The following is an 18,383-nucleotide window of genomic DNA, read 5'->3' as shown; positions in this document are numbered from 1 at the left end:
TTTAAACGGCTTGATGCTTAGCATTGAGCCGTTTTGTTATTTTAAGGGAACAGTATGCATTGGCGTGATGGTCAGCCTATCGAAAGGATTTCGGTAAGTGACAGAAGTTTTCAATACGGTGACGGCTGCTTTACAACGATCTTGACGCGAGATGGCAAACTTCAACTGTGGGCGCAGCACGTGAAGCGTATGGAACAGGCGCTCGAAGCATTGCGTATTGAACCCGTGGATTGGCACGCTTTGCGTGACGATATTGAAAGCCTAGCTCTGCCCGATGCCCAAGCAGGCATCAAGCTACACGTAAGTCGAGGAGAAGGCGGTCGAGGCTACAGTGCCAAGGTCAACCATGGCCCTTTCGTAACGGTAAGCTGCTTTGAATATCCGGAAAAATATAACGAACTTCGACAAAATGGCATCGAAATGACGGTTTCAGACGTTGTGTTGGGGCACAGTCCATTATTGGCCGGTTTGAAACACAATAACCGACTCGAACAAATTCTAGCGAAATCCAATGTAGAAGATGCGGGCTATCTAGATGGCATCGTCCTCGATTTGGAGGCCAATGTCATAGAAACCACAATGGCGAATCTGTTTTGGGTTAAGTCTCAGCAACTGTTTACTGCTGATCTTTCGCTTGCGGGTGTTTCCGGCGTTATGCGTGAACAAGTGCTTGAAGCGATGAGCTCACTTGGCTACTCAGTGACCGTGGGTCAGTTTCGTCTCGAGACGGTTCTAGATGCCGATGAGGTTTTCGTTACCAATTGTATTTTAGGGGTTGCGCCCGTCATAAAAATTAGGGAAGTTGAGTTTGTCAAAGGCTCACTAACAAAACAGATCCAGGAGAAGTTAAGTCTGTGCTAAAGAAGTTTGTATTACTCGTCATCGTGCTATGTGCGATAGCCGCTGGCGGCTTTGTATATGTGAAGAACAGTGTTGAAACATTTATCACTCAACCGCTCAATATAGAACAGCCTGAGTTGGTGACTGTTCAGCGTGGGAATAGTCTCAATACGATAATAGGTAAATTCGTCACCAACCAATGGATAAAACCAACAGATTTTGAGCCATTGATCCGTCGTTTTCACCCTGAGCTTACCAAGATTAAAGTTGGAACATTTGAGCTTAGACCGGGCATGAGTTTCGAACAGGCGATAAGCGAAATCATCCATGGTCAAGAGTATCAACTCGCTATTACCTTTATCGAGGGCTCAACGTTTAAAGAATGGCGCCAGCAATTTACAACTGCTGAGCATTTAAAGCATGCGACAGAGGAAATGACAGAGGCTGAAATTGCCAAGGCTCTGGGTATTGAACATGAAAAGCTTGAAGGCTTGTTCCTTGCAGAAACCTATCATTATTCGGTTGGTGATAGCGATCTAGATATCTTAAAACGTGCTAACAGTAAGCTAGAAAAAATACTCAACGCGAGCTGGGAGCAGAAACAAGAGAAACTGCCGTTAAATAATCAGTACGAAGCCTTAATTTTAGCCTCAATCATTGAAAAAGAGACCTCTGTTCCGTCTGAACGTGAACGTGTCGCATCAGTGTTTGTGAACCGTTTGAACAAAGGTATGCGCCTTCAAACTGACCCAACTGTAATTTACGGCATGGGCGATAGATATGATGGTAATATTCGTAAGAAAGATCTTCGTGAGCGCACGCCTTACAATACCTATGTTATCAATGGGCTGCCACCAACGCCGATTGCAATGCCAGGCAAAGCATCTATCATGGCGGCAGTGAATCCAGAAGACAGCAACTATCTCTATTTTGTTGCTAGTGGCACTGGCGGCCATGTGTTTTCTAAGAACTTACGCGACCACAATCGTGCGGTCCAACAGTATTTAAAACAGTTAAGAAGTCGAAAATGAACCAAGGTAAATTCATTCCTCAAGGCAAATTCATAGTTATTGAGGGCCTGGAAGGCGCAGGTAAAAGCTCTGCGATTAATGTTCTTCGTGAAGAACTCGACGCTGCCGGTATTGAACACGTAGAGAACACGCGTGAGCCTGGCGGTACTTTGTTGGCAGAGAAAATGCGTGCCTTGGTTAAAGAAGAACAGCCAGGTGAAGCGCTGCAAGATCGCTCAGAGCTTCTATTGATGTATGCCGCTCGTATTCAGCTTGTAGAAACCGTGATTAAGCCAGCGCTGCAAAAGGGCGCTTGGGTGATAGGGGATCGTCATGATCTTTCATCGCAGGCGTATCAGGGCGGCGGTCGTCAAATTGATGCCGATACTATGTCGTCGTTAAAGCAGATCGCGCTTGGTAGCTTTAAGCCAGACTTTACTTTGTATTTAGACATTGAGCCACGTCTCGGTCTTGAGCGTGCTCGTGGCCGTGGTGAATTGGATCGCATTGAAAAAATGGACATTAGCTTTTTTGAGCGCACTCGCGAACGATACTTGAATTTAGCGAGTGAGGATTCGAGCATTGTGACTATTGATGCCAGCCAAGATATCGATTCGGTTCAAACGGATATTCGCCAAGCGGTTAAAGCTTGGTTAGCACAGCAATAGGGAAGGTTATGTACGCGTATCCTTGGCACACGACCACTTGGCAGCAACTTAAGTCCAACTTAGAACGAGCTCACATCCCGGGGGCGATGCTATTGCAGGCTAAACCGGGTCTTGCACCTCAAGCATTGATTGATCGCTATGTTAGTGGGCTGATGTGCGAGAATGATGCGTCTGAGCCGTGTGGATTTTGTCATGCCTGTAGCTTAATCCGTTCAGAATCACATCCTGACGTGCATATGGTGCTGCCTGAGAAGGATAAAAAGACGCTTTCTGTTGAACAAATTCGCCAAGCTAATAAGTGGGCACTAGAGTCCTCCCAATTTGGGGGCTACCGAGTGATTGTGATTCCACAAGCAGAGCGTATGAATGCCTCTGCAGCTAATGCTTTGTTAAAAACGCTCGAAGAGCCATCAAGCTCCTGTGTGTTTATTCTGTCAACGGACAACGCACAACGTTTGCTGCCGACGATAAGAAGTCGTTGTGAGGCTTGGCCAATTGCTGCTCCGACACAGCAAGCTGCTTGTGAGTGGGTGAGTCAGCAACTTAATAAAGACGTATCACCTCAGGTTGCCTACCTCTGTCAGAGCGAGCCTTTAGTGATGAAGGCTTTTATAGAGCAAGGTCATGAGAACGTCTTTAATGGTCTGCTTGACTCCTTTATCCAAGTCGTGATTAGTGGTCAAACGGACGTGTCGTCATTGATGACGAGCTTAGTAAAGAGCGATGTGGCTGTCGACGTTCAGCTTTCTTGGCTTTGGCTCGTGTTGGTGAGTGCGCAAAAACAGGCGCTTGGTGTAACCGATGACACGACAATATCAGAGGCGAAGCGGTTAGCGGCACATTTCGACTATCAAACCTTGTTTCAACAGGCGGAGGCTCTCGCTGAGCTAAAGCAGCAGCTGTCGATCTCTAGTGGCCTCAATACTGAACTCTTGATGACGAACTGGTTATACCGTTTTTAGTTGCTTAATTTTCGTCTCGTTCTAACCTTAAACACGGTCTTGGTCTACCCTATGGGTTAGGCCAAACCGATTGTCTAACTCCATACCAGCTCCGTATTCCTCAAATTTTTCATAGTTAATTAAGTAAATTATTATGTTTGTAGATTCACATTGTCATCTTGATAAGCTCAACTACGACGAGCTACACGATGGTATTCAAGACGTACTGAATAAAGCCAAAGCAGCGAACGTCGAACAGCTCTTATCCGTAGGTGTTACGTTAGATTCTTTTCCAGCGATGATGGAGCTTATCAAGCCATACCCGCAAATTATGGCATCTTGTGGCGTTCATCCTCTGGACGTAGAAAGTAATTTTTCGCTAGAACAATTTAAACGTTATGTGGCTCACGAACGTGTTGTGGCTGTTGGTGAAACTGGGCTGGACTATCACTACCAACCAGACACAGCAGAGCTTCAGAAACGTCGCTTTGAGCAGCAAGTTGACGTTGCGGTTGACGTGAATAAACCGCTCATCATTCATACTCGCAACGCACGTCAAGACACTCTTGATATACTAAAAAATGGTCATGCAGAGCGTTGTGGTGGCGTGATCCATTGCTTTACTGAGGACTTGCCTTTCGCGAAAGCGGCTATGGAGCTGGGCTTTTATATCTCGATTTCAGGTATTGTTACCTTCAGACAAGCAAAAGAACTCAAAGAAGTCGTGAAACAATTACCGTTAGAACGCCTGCTTATTGAGACGGACTCTCCGTATCTTGCGCCTATTCCGCACCGCGGAAAAGAGAACCAACCAGCGTATGTTGTCGAAGTTGCAGCCTATATCGCGCAGCTCAAAGGGGTGTCATTGTCTGAGGTCGCTGAAAAAACCAGCAAAAATTACCGTGATCTTTTTTTGAGCTAGGAAATAACAACTTTGACACATGTGGTTACTAAGGGCGCAATTTGCGCCTTTTTTGTCGAAAAAAATTGAAAAGTTCAAATAAATTTAATGTTAACGATTTCTGTTGAGAAAAAAGAGGTGATTCTGCACAAACTGTAATTATGTTACGTAAAATAACTTAGAGGCCTATTTTATTCACTCAGTGAAATTAATTGATATAATTATAATTCCTCCGCATTTCAATAAGTTAAGGTGACTGAAAACCATTACACAAGGTGATTCGAAACGTGATCCATGCGTAGTTTTGAAACTAAATTTCGTAAGTGTGTAGAAACCTTGAGTGCCATCAAGATATATTTAGAGGCAGAAAATATAATTCGAATCGTGGTTACATTTTCTATGGGTGCTAACATTTAGGCTACGGGGGTGTGCCGTTAGAGCCCATAAATACTAATAACTTTATCAGGAGCATAAACATGTTTAAGAACCTTTTTGCTAACCTGCAAAAAGTTGGTAAGTCTCTGATGCTGCCAGTATCGGTACTACCAGTTGCAGGTATTCTTCTTGGGGTAGGTGCTGCCAACCTTGGCTTCATTCCAGAAGTAGTTTCTAACCTTATGGAACAAGCTGGTGGCTCAGTATTCGGCCAAATGGCATTGCTATTCGCTGTAGGTGTAGCACTTGGCTTTACTAACAACGACGGTGTTGCAGGTCTAGCTGCTATCGTTGGTTACGGCATCATGACTGCAACGCTAAGCGTTATGGCTGGTGTTATGGGCGTTGAGAAAATCGATACAGGTGTACTAGGTGGTATCCTTGTCGGTGGTGTGGCTGCTTGGGCATTCAACCGTTTCTTCAAAATCCAACTTCCAGAGTACCTTGGCTTCTTCGCTGGTAAGCGTGCTGTGCCAATCATCACTGGTTTCACTGCGATTGCACTAGGTATCGTCCTATCTATCGTATGGCCACCAATCGGTGCTGCTATCGGTGCATTCTCTCACTGGGCTGCAGAGCAAAACCCACAACTAGCATTCGGTATCTACGGTGTTGTTGAGCGTTCTCTAATCCCATTCGGTCTACACCACGTTTGGAACGTACCGTTCTTCTTCGAAGCAGGTACTTGTGTTAACGCTGCAGGCGAAACTCAAAACGGCGTACTAACTTGTTACCTAGTTGCAGACGAAGCGTCTCGTGCTGCTGGTAATGGCTTCGGTCAGCTAGCGGGTGGTTACATGTTCAAGATGTTCGGTCTACCAGCTGCTGCAATCGCTATTGCACACTGTGCTAAGCCTGAGAACCGCGCTAAAGTTATGGGTATCATGGCTTCTGCTGCTCTAACATCGTTCCTAACAGGTATCACTGAGCCAATCGAATTCTCGTTCCTATTCGTAGCTCCATTACTATACGGAATCCACGCTCTACTAGCTGGTTCTGCATACGTTGTTGCAAACACTCTAGGTTTTGTACACGGTACTTCATTCTCACACGGTCTAATTGACTTCCTAGTTCTGTCTGGTAACTCTCAGAAACTTGGTCTAATGATTGGTGTTGGTCTAGTATACGCAGCAATCTACTACTTCGTATTCCGCACAGTAATCACTGCAATGGACCTTAAGACTCCAGGCCGTGAAGACGAAACTGAAGAAGCTGGTGTAGCGGTTTCTGGTAACGAAATGGCTGGTGAACTAGTTGCAGCGTTCGGCGGTAAAGCGAACATCACAGGTCTAGATGCATGTATCACACGTCTACGTGTTGCTGTAGCAGACACTGAAATCGTTGACCAAGACAAGCTTAAGCAACTTGGTGCTGCAGGTGTAGTTGTAGTATCTGGTGGTGTTCAAGCTATCTTCGGTACCAAGTCTGACAACCTGAAAACAGACATGGATGAGTGGATTCGCAACCACGGCTAATCAGCTCAATCCAAAATGAACGAAAAAAGGAAGCGTAAGCTTCCTTTTTTTTTGTTTCGAATCTGACCCGTTAGATAAGATGCTAATTGAAGTTGGCTCTATACCCTGCGCGTGTTTGGTGTAATCGAGTAGACCATTCCTGCTTTCGGCTTGCCGTTAAAGATGTAGCGATTCTGCGCGACACATTCGAAGGTTGCCCCCAAACGCTCTGCAAGATGGTGACTAGGCGAGTTGTCCGGGTCACAGACAATCTCTAAGCGCGTTAGGAGTAGGTGAGCAAAGGCAAATTCAATAATCGCATCCATCGCCTCCAGGGCGTAGCCTTGGTGCTGCGCCGAATCCTTAAGCCAGTAGCCTAGGCTTCCCATGTTGAAGGTATGATAAAACTCATTGAATGCGGCCATACCGAGAAACTCGTCACTATCGCGACTAAACAGTGCAAAGCCAAATGCCGATGCTTTTACCCAATTGAGCCGCGTGGCACTAATAAACTCCAATGCTTCTTCTTCGGTGTAATTGGAGTGGCACCAATCAATCCACTGATGAAGTGACGGTGAGGTTTGGATCGCGTTTGCAAACTGCGGTACATGGTCTGGTGTTAGCAGACGTAAGCATAAGCGCTTGGTGTATATGGTGTAATTGACGTTCATAGCCAAAGTATAAACGTTTATGCGAGTGAGTTCACAGCTCTATTGGCTTTTTGAGAGTTGGGGAAATGAAATAAAAAAAGACTCGCAATGCGAGTCTTTAGAAGAGGGTGTATCTAGAAGACTGTGTATCGACTAGTTTTGAACACGTCGTACTTGAATGATCATTCCCATTAATGGGTGATCGAGATAGTGAGTTTCACTACTGCGCATACGACGTTTCTGATCCAGGCGATAGTCTTTCAAGAAGGTCAATGTTTCACGTTGTGGCTCAATGGCTTCGAGATTACCAGCGATAACATTACTGTCTGGCTGCGCGGCATCGGTGGTTGTTTCTGTGTTTGTAATTTCTATTGGAGCTTCGCTTAATGGTGCTTCAACAACTACTTGTTTGGTACTTGGTGATTTAAGGTCAAGTTGCGCCTCTGCATAGAGGTAGTGCTGAACATAAATCTGCAGTTTTCCATCAAGCTCATACAGTGGTTTATCGATGGCTTGCTCAGTTACGCCTTCAACGGGTGATGATGTGTTGCTTAGACTGCCTTTTTCAGAGCCGTCAGAGTAAAACTCAGTGGAGTAGTCTTTACCTGCTCGAAGATGGAAGATAGGTGCAGAGCCTTTACCATTGTCGCCTTGGCGCCAGGCTTTATGAAGCAATACAGTGTAACCCGCATGATTCTTAAGCTTATTGGCTTCTTCATTTAACTGAAAAGAGGCTGTCGGCAACACGGTGACATTTTTTGACGCGCGATAACTCGCATCGTTAAGAGAGCCGGCGCGACTAAAGTCAATGTCTGCCACATCGTTTGGCCATGACTCATTCACTTTTTCAGGATTGATGGCGCGCTTAAAAACGATCACTTCTATGTCAAATTGTCTCTGTGCCAAGCTTGGCATAGAGACCAATAGGAGTAGCAGTGGGATCAGTTTTTTCATTGTTTCTCCATTGATGGCCACTGTCGGTGAGTGGGATCCAGTATATCAATTAATACAAAGTGTTGCCGAAACAATTTGTGCCATTCATCAGCTTTATGTTTCGGCAAGGCTCTACTTGTGTCGTTTAGGCCGGTAGTCGATTGGCTTCAAACTCATCAAGCATGCTGTTTAAATAGTTCAAGCGCTTACGGCGATCGGTCAATGACTCCATAAACTTAAACTTGGTTGGCCCTTCCATCGCAAACTTGGTCGGTTGAGCTTGCAGTAGTTTAACTAAGAAGGCTGGGTTAATGTCAGCGTCTGGATAAAACTCAATATAGCCGCCTTTCTCATGCGCTTCTACTTTCTTCACTTTCAGCGACCCGCCACGAAGCTTCATTTTGGCTACTTCCAGTAGGTGTTTCGCTGCATCAGGAAGTAGACCAAAGCGGTCGATAAGCTCGACCTTAAGTTCGTTAAGTTGATCTTCATTGCCCACACTCGCAATGCGTTTATACATCGACAAGCGGGTGTTAATGTCTGGAATGTAATCATCTGGGAGTAGCGCAGGGATCCGCAGCTCAACTTCGGTTTGCTCACGCAGCAGATCGTCTAGCGAAGGTTCTCGACCTTCTTTAAGCGCTTCAACTGCCTGTTCAAGCATTTCCATATACAGTGAGAAGCCAACAGACTGAATTTGGCCACTTTGTTCATCACCCAGTAATTCACCCGCACCACGTATTTCTAAATCGTGTGTGGCAAGCGTGAAACCAGCGCCCAAGTCTTCGAGTGAAGCGATAGCATCTAAACGCTTGATAGCATCCTTGGTCATGGCTTTAGGATGCGGAGTGAGCATATATGCATAAGCTTGGTGGTGCGAACGACCCACACGGCCACGAAGTTGGTGCAGCTGCGCAAGACCCAAGTTATCGGCTCTATCCATAATGATGGTGTTAGCCGTTGGAACATCGATGCCAGTTTCTATAATGGTGGTACACACTAGCAAATTGAACCGCTGATGATAAAAGTCGTTCATCACGCGCTCTAGTTCGCGTTCCCGCATTTGACCGTGAGCGACCGTGACGCGGGCTTCTGGAACCAGTTTTTCAAGATCAGCGGCCACTTTCTCGATGGTTTCTACTTGGTTGTGTAGGAAGTAGACTTGACCACCACGCATGATCTCACGAAGAATCGCTTCCCTAACCACGCTATCTTCGCTTTGACGTACAAACGTTTTAATCGCAAGTCGTCTGGCTGGTGGTGTAGCGATGATAGACAAGTCTCGCATACCACTCATGGCCATATTCAACGTTCTTGGAATAGGGGTTGCAGTCAGCGTCAGAATATCGACATCCGCTCGCATCGCTTTTACTTTCTCTTTCTGACGAACACCAAAGCGGTGTTCTTCGTCTACGATCAGCAGACCCAAATCTTTGAATCGAATATCACTGGACAGCAGCTTGTGGGTACCCACCACGATATCGACTTTGCCATCTGCGACATCTTGTAGAATCGCTTTTTGCTCTTTGGCCGACTTAAAGCGCGAGAGTACTTCCACTCGGATTGGCAGGTTGGCAAAGCGATCGCGGAAGTTCTCAAAGTGTTGCTGAGCGAGTAGGGTAGTCGGGACTAAAACCGCAACCTGTTTGCCATTGTCCGTGGAGACAAAGGCTGCTCGCATGGCGACTTCTGTTTTACCAAAACCTACGTCACCACAAACTAGGCGATCCATCGCTTTTGGTTGGCACATGTCCGACATGACCGCATTTATCGCCTGAGCTTGATCGTCCGTTTCTTCGAATGGGAAACCAGCTTTAAAGGTAGCGTATTGGTCACGGTCTAGCTTGAATTTGTAGCCAGGCTTGAGTTCACGTTTGGCATAGACATCAAGCAGTTCTGCGGCTACGTCACGGACTTTTTCTGCCGCTTTACGGCGCGCTTTCGCCCAAGCCTCGCCACCAAGTTTGTGCAGCGGTGCGGACTCTTCTGCGCCGCCAGAATAGCGACCAATAAGGTTAAGTGACGCAACAGGTACGTAGAGCTTGGCGTCGTTTTGATACTCAAGCGTTACGTATTCTGTGGTCATGCCACCGGCTTCAAGCGTCTGTAAACCGACATAGCGGCCAATACCGTGGTCGATGTGTACCACAGGTTGTCCTGGTTTTAGCTCGGCGAGGTTTCGAATTACCGTGTCGCTGTTTATGGAGCGTTTTTCTTTCTTGCGGCGTTGGATAACACGGTCACCCAACATGTCACTTTCACAGATAAGTGCAAAGCTGTCTTGGTAGCGAAATCCATGCTCGCATTGGCCGATGATCAGAGTGAAGCGTTCATTACTGGCAAGGGCTTCAGACAGATTGCTCTGCTCAACTGGGCGAAGCTTAATGCGATGCAGTAGCTCAAGTAGTGCTTCTCGGCGACCTTCAGATTCGACCGAAAAGACAATATTGCCGCTAAACTGCTCGGTGAATTGACGGATCTGCGCCATCGGCTCTTTAAGCTGATGCTGCACTGTAATGTCTGGTAGCGCCTCAACAGGGGCGTTGTTGCGTCCTGCTTTCTCTTCGATCGCATCCGTATGGTATTGCAGCTGTGGATACTGCTTAAGGCGGCTAAAGAACTCATCTTTTTCTAGCCATAGCTCTGTGGGTGCTAACAATGGTCGAAGTGGGTCGACTTTACGCTGCTCGTAACGGCTATCGACATCGGCAAGGAAATTATCGACGGCGGTTTCTACTTCTCCCACCATGATGACCTGTGCGTCATCACTGACATAATCAAATAAGGTTTCCGTGTGATCAAAAAATAGCGGTTGCCAATATTCGATACCCGCAGGCCAAGTCCCTTTCGTGACTTGCATGTAGATGGATTCAGGTTCTCGTCTGGCATCAAACTGCTGACGCCAACGAGTTCGAAACTCTTCGATGGCCTCTTTGGTGGTCGGAAATTCGTGCGCTGGGAGTAGGCGGATCTCTGAAATGTCCTCAATTGAGCGCTGATTTTCAGGATCAAAGGTGCGAATAGTGTCGATTTCATCATCGAAAAAATCGATGCGATACGGTGCAGAGCTGCCCATTGGGTAGAGATCTAAAATCGATCCGCGGCTAGCGTATTCACCTGGTCCAAACACTTGGTCAACATGACGATAGCCTGAGTTTTCTAGCTGTACTCTGAGCTTATCGAGAGAGAACAGATCGCCCGTTTTCACCATCAAGGTGTGCTGCATCAGATAGTCGCGTGGGCTTTGGCGCTGTAGCAAGGTGCTCACGGGCACTATGGTGATGCCGTTGGCTTGTTGCGGCAGGGCGTACAGTCTGGCGATACGATCGGAGATGATATCTTGATGTGGCGAGAAATTGTCATAAGGCAGTGTTTCCCAATCCGGGAAAAGAGCAACATCACCCGAGTAGAACTGCTCTAACTCACCTTGAAGTTTCAGCGCCAACTGCGGATCCGGCACTACCAGTAAGGTGTGCTGGTTATGGGCTAACGCGTGTTCACCGATAGATAGCGCAAGTGCGCCACCAATCAGATTTCCGAGATGTTTTTTATCACCTTTGCCTTGCGGGGCATTCAGTGGAAGTAGTGGAGAATGACTCATAATGGATTAATTGTTTTCTCTATCTAATGAGCGCTGACGAAGCAGTTTTTGTTGCTGATGTAAGGCTGCCTTAATAAGAAGGTCTTGATGCTCTTCCAAAATACGAACAAAGGAAAGCGTGATGAGGAAACCGTCGTCTTGCGGCTCTACTTGAGTAACTTCAGCATAACAATAGACGCCAGAAGGCGGATGATCTAAAAACAGTTTCAGTTTGGCGTATTGTCCAACCTGCAAGGCGTCGCTATTAACGTAGCTTAACTGGCTGGCGCCAAAGCTTTTGGTGATATAACGGAGCTCCGGCTCGTCTTGCTGTGCGATCATGTAGTTGAGCAGCAAATTGAGCTTGCTATTTTGTTGTTCAAGCAGCTCTGCGACATGTTTCAGATTGTGCTGGTTAAGCTCATGCTGAGCGGCATCCGTTTTTTGATCAAGCTGGCTGAACTCGCTTGACGCGACGAATGAAGGCGGGATCTCCGCGATATAGTCCGTTAATTCAGGAAGCTGTGAGCCAATAGCGAGTGGTTCAATGTTTGCTTTCAGCGGTCCGTTTACGGTAAAGAAGTCGTTGTGCTGCATAGTTTTTCCCTAAATCAACATCTGTTAATTATCTCTGTGTATCCGTGAGTTATCAAGAAAACGGCCGATGAATTCGGCAAAAGTCGGTAATTTAAAAGGAAAATGACATCCAGGGCTACAACCCTGACAGTTTTCTGGTTACATTAGCTAGTAGTTATCTTTCTATGGCGAACACTATGTTTCACCCCTTGCCAATTTTTATTGGGTTGCGTTATCTCAGAGGCCGTTCCGGCGACCGATTCAGTCGATTTGTCTCTTACATGTCTACCGCAGGTATCACGATTGGTGTGTTATCTCTGGTAACGGTGTTGTCGGTGATGAATGGCTTTGAAGCCCAGCTTAAAGGCCGGATTTTGGGCGTCTTGCCACAGGCGGTCATCAGTCACGACTCTGGCCGAATTTCTATCGATGAAGAGCCCGTTGAATTGCTCTCTCAATACGGCAGCAGTCAATCTGCTGTCCCTATTGTTCGAAGTGAAGCGGTATTACAAAGTCACCAAGGACTTGCTGCAGCAATGATGATCGGTATTGAGCCTGACAGTGATGACCCGATTCGCTCTCGCATAGTCAGTGGCAGTTTAGAAAGGCTAAGCGCAGGCAAGTATCAAGTTTTGCTTGGTCATAGCTTAGCGCGTGAGCTAGACGTTCGTGTGGGTGATAAAGTTCGTTTAATGGTTACGAGCGCCAGCCAGTACACACCATTAGGCCGGATCCCAAGTCAGCGTATGTTTACTGTTGCTGGACTCTATAGTACGGGCTCTGATGTAGATAGCCAACTCGTGGTTACCCATATTGCCGACGCCGGCAAGCTCATGCGTTACAAAGCAGGTCAGGCCAGTGGCTGGCGACTGTTCTTTGACGACCCGTTTATTGTTTCGGAGCTGAGTAGTCAGCCGCTTCCAGAGGACTGGCGTTGGAGTGATTGGCGTGAGCAAAGAGGCGAGTTGTTCCAAGCTGTGCGCATGGAAAAGAACATGATGGGGCTAATGCTTGGACTCATTATTGGTGTCGCTGCATTCAATATTATCTCTGCGCTTATTATGGTGGTGATGGAGAAGCAGTCTGAGGTGGCTATCCTGAAAACGCAAGGGATGAGTGACCGACAGGTGCTGGCTATCTTTATGGTTCAAGGCGCGAGCAGTGGCGTCGTGGGAGCCGTCGTTGGTGGCCTACTGGGCGTGTTACTTGCCACGAATCTTAATAGCCTCTTAGATGCGATGGGCGTCGCCCTGTTTAGTTTTGGTGGTCAATTGCCAGTGGTGATTAACCCATATCAAATTATTGTTGTTGTGGTTGGCGCAGTGTTGCTCAGCTTAGTCGCAACCTTATTTCCTTCTTATCGAGCATCGTCAGTAAAACCCGCAGAGGCCCTTAGATATGAGTAATCCATTAATCGCGTGTCGTAATATTCGTAAAACTTACCACGACGGCGCAGTTGATACGGAAGTGCTAAAAGGGGTGAGCTTCGACATTGAAAAAGGTGAGTTGGTGTCGATTATTGGTTCGTCTGGCTCGGGTAAATCGACCCTATTGCATGTGTTAGGTGCGCTCGATGAAGCAAGCGAAGGAAGTGTAGAGTTTCTCGGTCAGTCTTTGCTTGATATGGGGGGGAACCAACAAGCCAAATTACGTAACCAACACTTGGGTTTTGTGTATCAATTCCATCATCTGTTGAGTGACTTTACTGCTGTCGAAAATGTGGCGATGCCGCTATTGATTGGTGGTGTTAAGGTGAGTCAGGCACATCAAGAGGCGAGCGATCTTTTGGAGCGTGTGGGGCTTGGACATCGATTAAAACATCGTCCTTCTGAGCTATCTGGTGGTGAGCGTCAACGTGTTGCTATTGCCAGGGCTTTGGTGAACAAGCCAGACTTGGTGCTGGCTGATGAGCCGACGGGTAACTTAGACTATGCAACAGCGCTGTCGATTTATGACCTGATGCGCACCTTGAATCGAGAGTATGGTACGGCATTTTTGGTGGTCACCCATGATAATGAACTGGCCGCTAAAATGGACAAACAGCTGCACATGCAAGACGGCCTTCTGGTCGACGCAGTAACAAATGCTGCGACAGTTGGCGCATAGATAAGGAGCAGTCGTGTCATTATCGTTTTTTATAGGTAAACGCTTTAGTAAAGCCAAGCAGCGCAACAAAATGGTATCGTTTATTTCCATGTCATCCATCGTTGGAATAGCGGTGGGGGTTGCGGTCATTGTTATCGGTCTATCAGCGATGAACGGCTTTGAGCGAGAGCTTAAAAACCGAGTGCTGTCGGTTATTGCCCATGGTGAGTTTGAAGGTGTCAACGCGCCCATTAGTGGCTGGCAAAATGTCGTTGACGCGTCGCTCAGTCACTCGCGGGTCGAAGGGGCTGCGCCTTATGTGCGTTTAACGGCGCTGGTGGAAAAAGGCGCTCAGCTAAAAGCGGTAGAGCTCAGGGGCGTATCGCCGGAGCTTGAGAGTCAAGTCTCGACACTGCCAAGCTTTGTTTCGCAAGCTGCGTGGGCTGAGTTCAAAGCGGGTGAACAGCAAGTCATTTTAGGTCAAGGTGTTGCGCAGCAAGTGGGCGTGGATGTCGGAGACTATGTCACATTAATGATCCCAACCAGTGGCGATGCTAGCAAAGTACAATCACCAAGACGTGTCCGAGTAAAAGTAACCGGATTACTGGAGCTCAACGGTCAGATTGACCATAGCTTGGCTATCGTGCCTTTAGAAGATGCACAAAGTTATGCGCGACTGGGTGACAGAGTCACTGGTGTATCAATAAAAGTGGATAACGTGTTTGATGCGCCATTGGTAGTACGTGAAGTCGGCAATACACTGAACGAGTATGTGTATCTTCGTAGTTGGAAACAAAAGTATGGCTTCTTGTATCGTGACATTCAGTTAGTTAGAACCATTATGTACCTTGTGATGGTTCTGGTTATTGGGGTTGCGTGTTTTAACATAGTATCGACGCTCATGATGGCGGTGAAAGATCGTGCCTCTGAAATTGCGATTCTGCGCACCATGGGTGCGACGGACGGTTTGATCAAACGAATCTTTGTCTGGCAGGGCGTATTTTCCGGAGTGGTGGGGAGTGTTGTCGGTGGCATCGTCGGCAGTGTTGTTGCGCTTAATTTAACGCCAATTATTTCCTCTTTGGAGGATCTGCTTGGTCACAAGTTCCTATCTGGGGATATTTACTTTGTTGACTTTTTGCCATCACAACTGGTTTGGAATGACGTGTTACTGGTAGCGGGTACTGCAACTTTGCTCAGTCTTATCGCGACGTGGTATCCGGCGACGAAAGCCAGCCAACTCAATCCGGCTACGGTACTCAGTGCTAAGTAGTTGTCTCAAGCGGACGGTGAGTTTATCACTGACTTGTTTTTATCACAGACTGAAACACAAAAAGGACCACATAATGTGGTCCTTTTTCATTGCCATCTGTTTTTCGTTACGTTTTGTCTTTAGTGACTATTTGTCTGTAGTTACTGTCTGACTTGTCAGTTTCAACGATACTTTGTCTGGCTCACAGAGTCAGTGAGATTCGTTGTACTTGGAGAGCTATCCAATTAACGTGTTGAGCGCTGTTGCCAACTGCGTACAACTGAATAGCGCCAAAGACCTCGAATACCGAAATAACCAGCAAGTGCACTAACGACACCACAAATCGTGCAGCCGAGTAGGAATGGAGGTCCAATGGTTGCCATTTGTTCTGAGAGGTACTGCCACGATAATTCGAAGTGGAACGGCTGTGGCGGTGTATTCATGCAGAATGCGCCAACTTTATATGCGAAGTAGAACAGCACCGGCATTGTCACGGGGTTACTGATCCAAACGAGAGCAACAGAAAGAGGTAAGTTCACCCCAAATAGAATCGCAAGGCCGGCAGCCATGATCATTTGACTTGGTAGTGGTACAAACGCCATAAACAGGCCAACCGCAAACGCGCCAGCCGCAGAGCGACGGTTTAGGCACCATAAGTTCGGGTTGTAGAGGACATTGCCGAACACTTTCAATGCCTTTTGTTTTTTGATCATCTCGTGATCAGGCATGAAACGTTTAATAAACTTTCTTGGCATAGGAAAACATGGCTCTGTTAACAAGCATCGCAGTTCCACTTTGCTATTCATTAGTACTGATTAGCGCCGTCTGGTGGCCTGTGATGCCAAGTACGGTTTGGTCGATCCCGGCGTCCTTAGTGAGTATCGCTTGCTTAATAACACGTCGCTGGATCCTTTCTGCGGCGTTTATTGCAATGTCCTTAGCGTTGATACAAGGGAACCTTTACAAGTACCAATCTAGGGTACTTTTTCAATTTGGCACAGATATTACCATAAAAGCGCGAGTTGACAGCTATTTTAAGAAAATAACTCATGGCTATGAAGTTCAAGCCACTGTGCTTACGATTAATGATCAGAAAATCTCGTTGTTTTTACGACCTAAAGTGCTGTTAAAATCCCAGTCTGCGCTAGCTCCTGGCACTTTTGTTACTGCGTCAGTGTCCGCAAGTCGTATCTCAGGCACGCTCAATAACGCAGGATTTGACCGAGAAAAGCATCTATTTTCACAAGGTATCGTCGCTAAAGTCACTCTGCCCGCCAAAAATCACACTATTGTGGTTAGTCGTCCCCATTGGCGAGCGACCTTTCACGATGCCGTTCGCCATGCAACCCAGAAAAGCCGATTTCAGGGACTCTACCTCGCTCTGATATTTGGAGATCGCAGTGAGCTTGCTGATGAGATGCGGCGTCAGCTTCAGTATAGTGGCCTTTCTCATCTTATTGCGATTTCTGGATTACATGTTGGTATCGTGTTTGCTTTGGGGTATGCGATAGCAAGTATAGTTTTTACTCTCACTAAAGTTCTGCTTCGCCCGAAAGCAAGAGCTTGGTTGACGCTTTATGGCTTGCCGCTAAGTTTGCTTAGTGGCTTTCTTATCGCTCTGCTCTATTGCGCCTTGGGCTATTTTGCGATTTCAACGGTACGGGCGTTGATTATGTTGGTCGTCATAAGCGGTTTGCTATTTTGGCAAGCAAGAGTTCATCGCTTAACGATCATCCTTTTAGCCTCGTCAACGGTATTAACCCTAGTTCCATTTTCCGCTGCAAGCCTTAGTTTCTGGCTTTCATTCTCTGCCGTTACGCTACTCGTGATGACCCACGCATGGTTGGCAACAAGGCAAAACGTTGTCGTAAAAGTGCTCTCACTCCACTTAGCGCTGTCGCTGTGCTTCATTCCGATTATTGGCTATCTATTCCAAGGTTTGTCATTGATTGGGGCGCTCTACAACGTCTTATTTGTCGCATGGTTTAGTGTGTGTATTGTGCCGCTATCTTTGTTTGCTGCATTGCTAGCTTCGGTGACGACAGGTTTCGATTGGCTATGGAAGATGCTCGATATTGCGTTGACGCCACTAGAATTTGCCATTGGATTCGCCCCTTTGTTTTGGTTGGATATTGGCGTTGGAGATCTTGGGTTTTTGCTGCCGTTGATTGTTTTGGTGCTGCTCTATAGATGGCTGTCTCGACAAGCGCTGTATACCCTGACGCTACTAACGATATTGATAAGGCTTGGCCTGGAGCGAGAGTCTGACGTTTCAGTGCAGTTTTTTGATGTGGGGCATGGTTTAGCGGTGGCCATTATTCAAGGAGATGAAGCAGTTATCTATGATACTGGAAGCGCCAATGACAACTTTTCAATGGTAGACACGGTTGTAACACCAAACTTGATTGCCGCTGGGGTAACACATGTAGATGGACTGATTCTTAGTCATGGTGACAATGATCATGCGGGTGGAGAATTGGCACTGCAAAAGCGCTGGAATCCAAAATGGATTCGCCGTCCAGAGGGAGACACAACGGATACACGATGCGTTCAAGGTACTCACTGGCGTTGGAAGGCACTGGAGTTTTCGGCGCTTTGGCCACCGAAGCGAGTTCCTCGGGCTTATAACCCCCATTCTTGTGTCGTGCTGGTTACCTTTGAAAAAGGTAATCAATCTAAGCGACTGTTATTGACGGGCGATATAGAAAAAGTGAGTGAGATATTGTTGGCAAGACGCCTAGAGCCTCTGTCAATCGATGTCATGAGTGTGCCTCATCATGGCAGTAGTACATCCTCCTCCTCTTTTCTGCATAGAACGATTGACGCAAAAAACGTCGTGGCCTCGACTCGATTTAATTCAAGATGGGCGTTGCCGAGTCCAGAGGTTAGAGCACAGTATCAACAAAATGGCAGCACTTGGTTTGAAACGGGTGTAGATGGGCATGTCATATTTGACTTTTCTGGTCAAGAAATCATCGTTTCCACAACGAGGTCCGAATACCTCGACCCTTGGTATAGGCAGATGTTACGAAGCAGAGTAGAATGAAAGGATAGTAAA

General features: G+C 46.9%; 15 protein-coding genes. 10 read left to right on the top strand and 5 right to left on the bottom strand.

The window, feature by feature from the left end:
- Positions 1-54 precede the first annotated feature (54 nt).
- The 6 genes from pabC to ptsG all read left to right on the top strand — a co-directional run bounded on the left by pabC (position 55) and on the right by ptsG (position 6,270).
- A complete protein-coding gene (pabC, locus tag ACVA6Q_RS13585; protein ID WP_446647863.1) occupies positions 55-861 on the top strand; it encodes an aminodeoxychorismate lyase in 807 nt (268 codons plus the stop codon).
- Positions 855-1,871 (top strand): endolytic transglycosylase MltG, encoded by a 1,017-nt coding sequence (gene mltG / locus ACVA6Q_RS13580; RefSeq protein WP_353496630.1) that lies wholly within the window; start codon positions 855-857, stop codon positions 1,869-1,871. The genes pabC and mltG overlap by 7 nt, the downstream gene beginning before the upstream one ends.
- Positions 1,868-2,518: a dTMP kinase gene (gene tmk, locus ACVA6Q_RS13575; protein WP_446647862.1), complete on the top strand. Its 651-nt coding sequence runs from the start codon at positions 1,868-1,870 to the stop codon at positions 2,516-2,518. Before mltG ends, tmk begins: the two co-directional genes overlap by 4 nt.
- 8 nt (positions 2,519-2,526) lie before the next feature.
- Positions 2,527-3,480, top strand: coding sequence for a DNA polymerase III subunit delta' (holB, locus tag ACVA6Q_RS13570; protein ID WP_446647861.1), 954 nt, complete (start codon positions 2,527-2,529; stop codon positions 3,478-3,480).
- Between the two features lie 133 nt (positions 3,481-3,613).
- The gene (locus ACVA6Q_RS13565) at positions 3,614-4,381 is read left to right on the top strand and encodes a TatD family hydrolase (RefSeq protein WP_446647860.1); all 768 of its coding nucleotides are present in this window, start codon (positions 3,614-3,616) and stop codon (positions 4,379-4,381) included.
- A gap of 455 nt (positions 4,382-4,836) precedes the next feature.
- Positions 4,837-6,270, top strand: a complete 1,434-nt coding sequence (gene ptsG, locus ACVA6Q_RS13560) for a PTS glucose transporter subunit IIBC (RefSeq protein ID WP_446647859.1) — start codon at positions 4,837-4,839, stop codon at positions 6,268-6,270.
- A 98-nt stretch (positions 6,271-6,368) separates the two neighbouring features.
- Here the strand turns inward: ptsG and ACVA6Q_RS13555 are convergent, their stop codons facing one another.
- The 4 genes from ACVA6Q_RS13555 to ACVA6Q_RS13540 form a co-directional block, all read right to left on the bottom strand.
- Complete coding sequence (locus ACVA6Q_RS13555; RefSeq protein ID WP_353498713.1) at positions 6,369-6,920, bottom strand: GNAT family N-acetyltransferase; 552 nt, start codon at positions 6,918-6,920, stop codon at positions 6,369-6,371.
- 132 nt (positions 6,921-7,052) lie between these two features.
- Positions 7,053-7,853 (bottom strand): peptidoglycan binding protein CsiV, encoded by an 801-nt coding sequence (locus tag ACVA6Q_RS13550; RefSeq protein WP_418642062.1) that lies wholly within the window; start codon positions 7,851-7,853, stop codon positions 7,053-7,055.
- A gap of 124 nt (positions 7,854-7,977) precedes the next feature.
- Positions 7,978-11,433 carry a transcription-repair coupling factor gene (gene mfd / locus ACVA6Q_RS13545; RefSeq protein WP_446647858.1) on the bottom strand — a complete coding sequence of 1,152 codons (3,456 nt, stop codon included), beginning with the start codon at positions 11,431-11,433 and terminating at the stop codon, positions 7,978-7,980.
- Positions 11,434-11,439: 6 nt separating this feature from the next.
- The gene (locus tag ACVA6Q_RS13540; RefSeq protein ID WP_418642063.1) at positions 11,440-12,009 is read right to left on the bottom strand and encodes a PilZ domain-containing protein; all 570 of its coding nucleotides are present in this window, start codon (positions 12,007-12,009) and stop codon (positions 11,440-11,442) included.
- A gap of 176 nt (positions 12,010-12,185) precedes the next feature.
- Here ACVA6Q_RS13540 and lolC point away from each other — a divergent pair, with 176 nt between their 5' ends.
- Genes lolC through lolE form a run of 3 tightly spaced genes read left to right on the top strand, consistent with a single transcriptional unit; the run spans position 12,186 to position 15,346 of the window.
- Complete coding sequence (gene lolC / locus ACVA6Q_RS13535) at positions 12,186-13,394, top strand: lipoprotein-releasing ABC transporter permease subunit LolC (RefSeq protein ID WP_418642064.1); 1,209 nt, start codon at positions 12,186-12,188, stop codon at positions 13,392-13,394.
- On the top strand, positions 13,387-14,094 hold the full coding sequence (gene lolD, locus ACVA6Q_RS13530) for a lipoprotein-releasing ABC transporter ATP-binding protein LolD (RefSeq protein WP_353496621.1): 708 nt from the start codon (positions 13,387-13,389) through the stop codon (positions 14,092-14,094). The genes lolC and lolD overlap by 8 nt, the downstream gene beginning before the upstream one ends.
- A gap of 13 nt (positions 14,095-14,107) precedes the next feature.
- Positions 14,108-15,346 (top strand): lipoprotein-releasing ABC transporter permease subunit LolE, encoded by a 1,239-nt coding sequence (lolE, locus tag ACVA6Q_RS13525; protein WP_446647857.1) that lies wholly within the window; start codon positions 14,108-14,110, stop codon positions 15,344-15,346.
- Positions 15,347-15,570: 224 nt separating this feature from the next.
- On the opposite strand, the gene ACVA6Q_RS13520 is transcribed toward lolE, so the two are convergent.
- Entirely contained in the window at positions 15,571-16,080 is a 510-nt protein-coding gene (locus ACVA6Q_RS13520; protein WP_353496619.1) for a DUF2062 domain-containing protein, read from the bottom strand.
- Positions 16,081-16,088: 8 nt separating this feature from the next.
- On the opposite strand from ACVA6Q_RS13520, the gene ACVA6Q_RS13515 reads away from it, so the two are divergent.
- Positions 16,089-18,371, top strand: a complete 2,283-nt coding sequence (locus tag ACVA6Q_RS13515; RefSeq protein ID WP_446647856.1) for a DNA internalization-related competence protein ComEC/Rec2 — start codon at positions 16,089-16,091, stop codon at positions 18,369-18,371.
- Positions 18,372-18,383 lie beyond the last annotated feature (12 nt).

This window comes from Vibrio sp. DNB22_10_4 (genome assembly GCF_052879755.1).
This window is presented reverse-complemented; position numbering and strand designations above follow the sequence as displayed.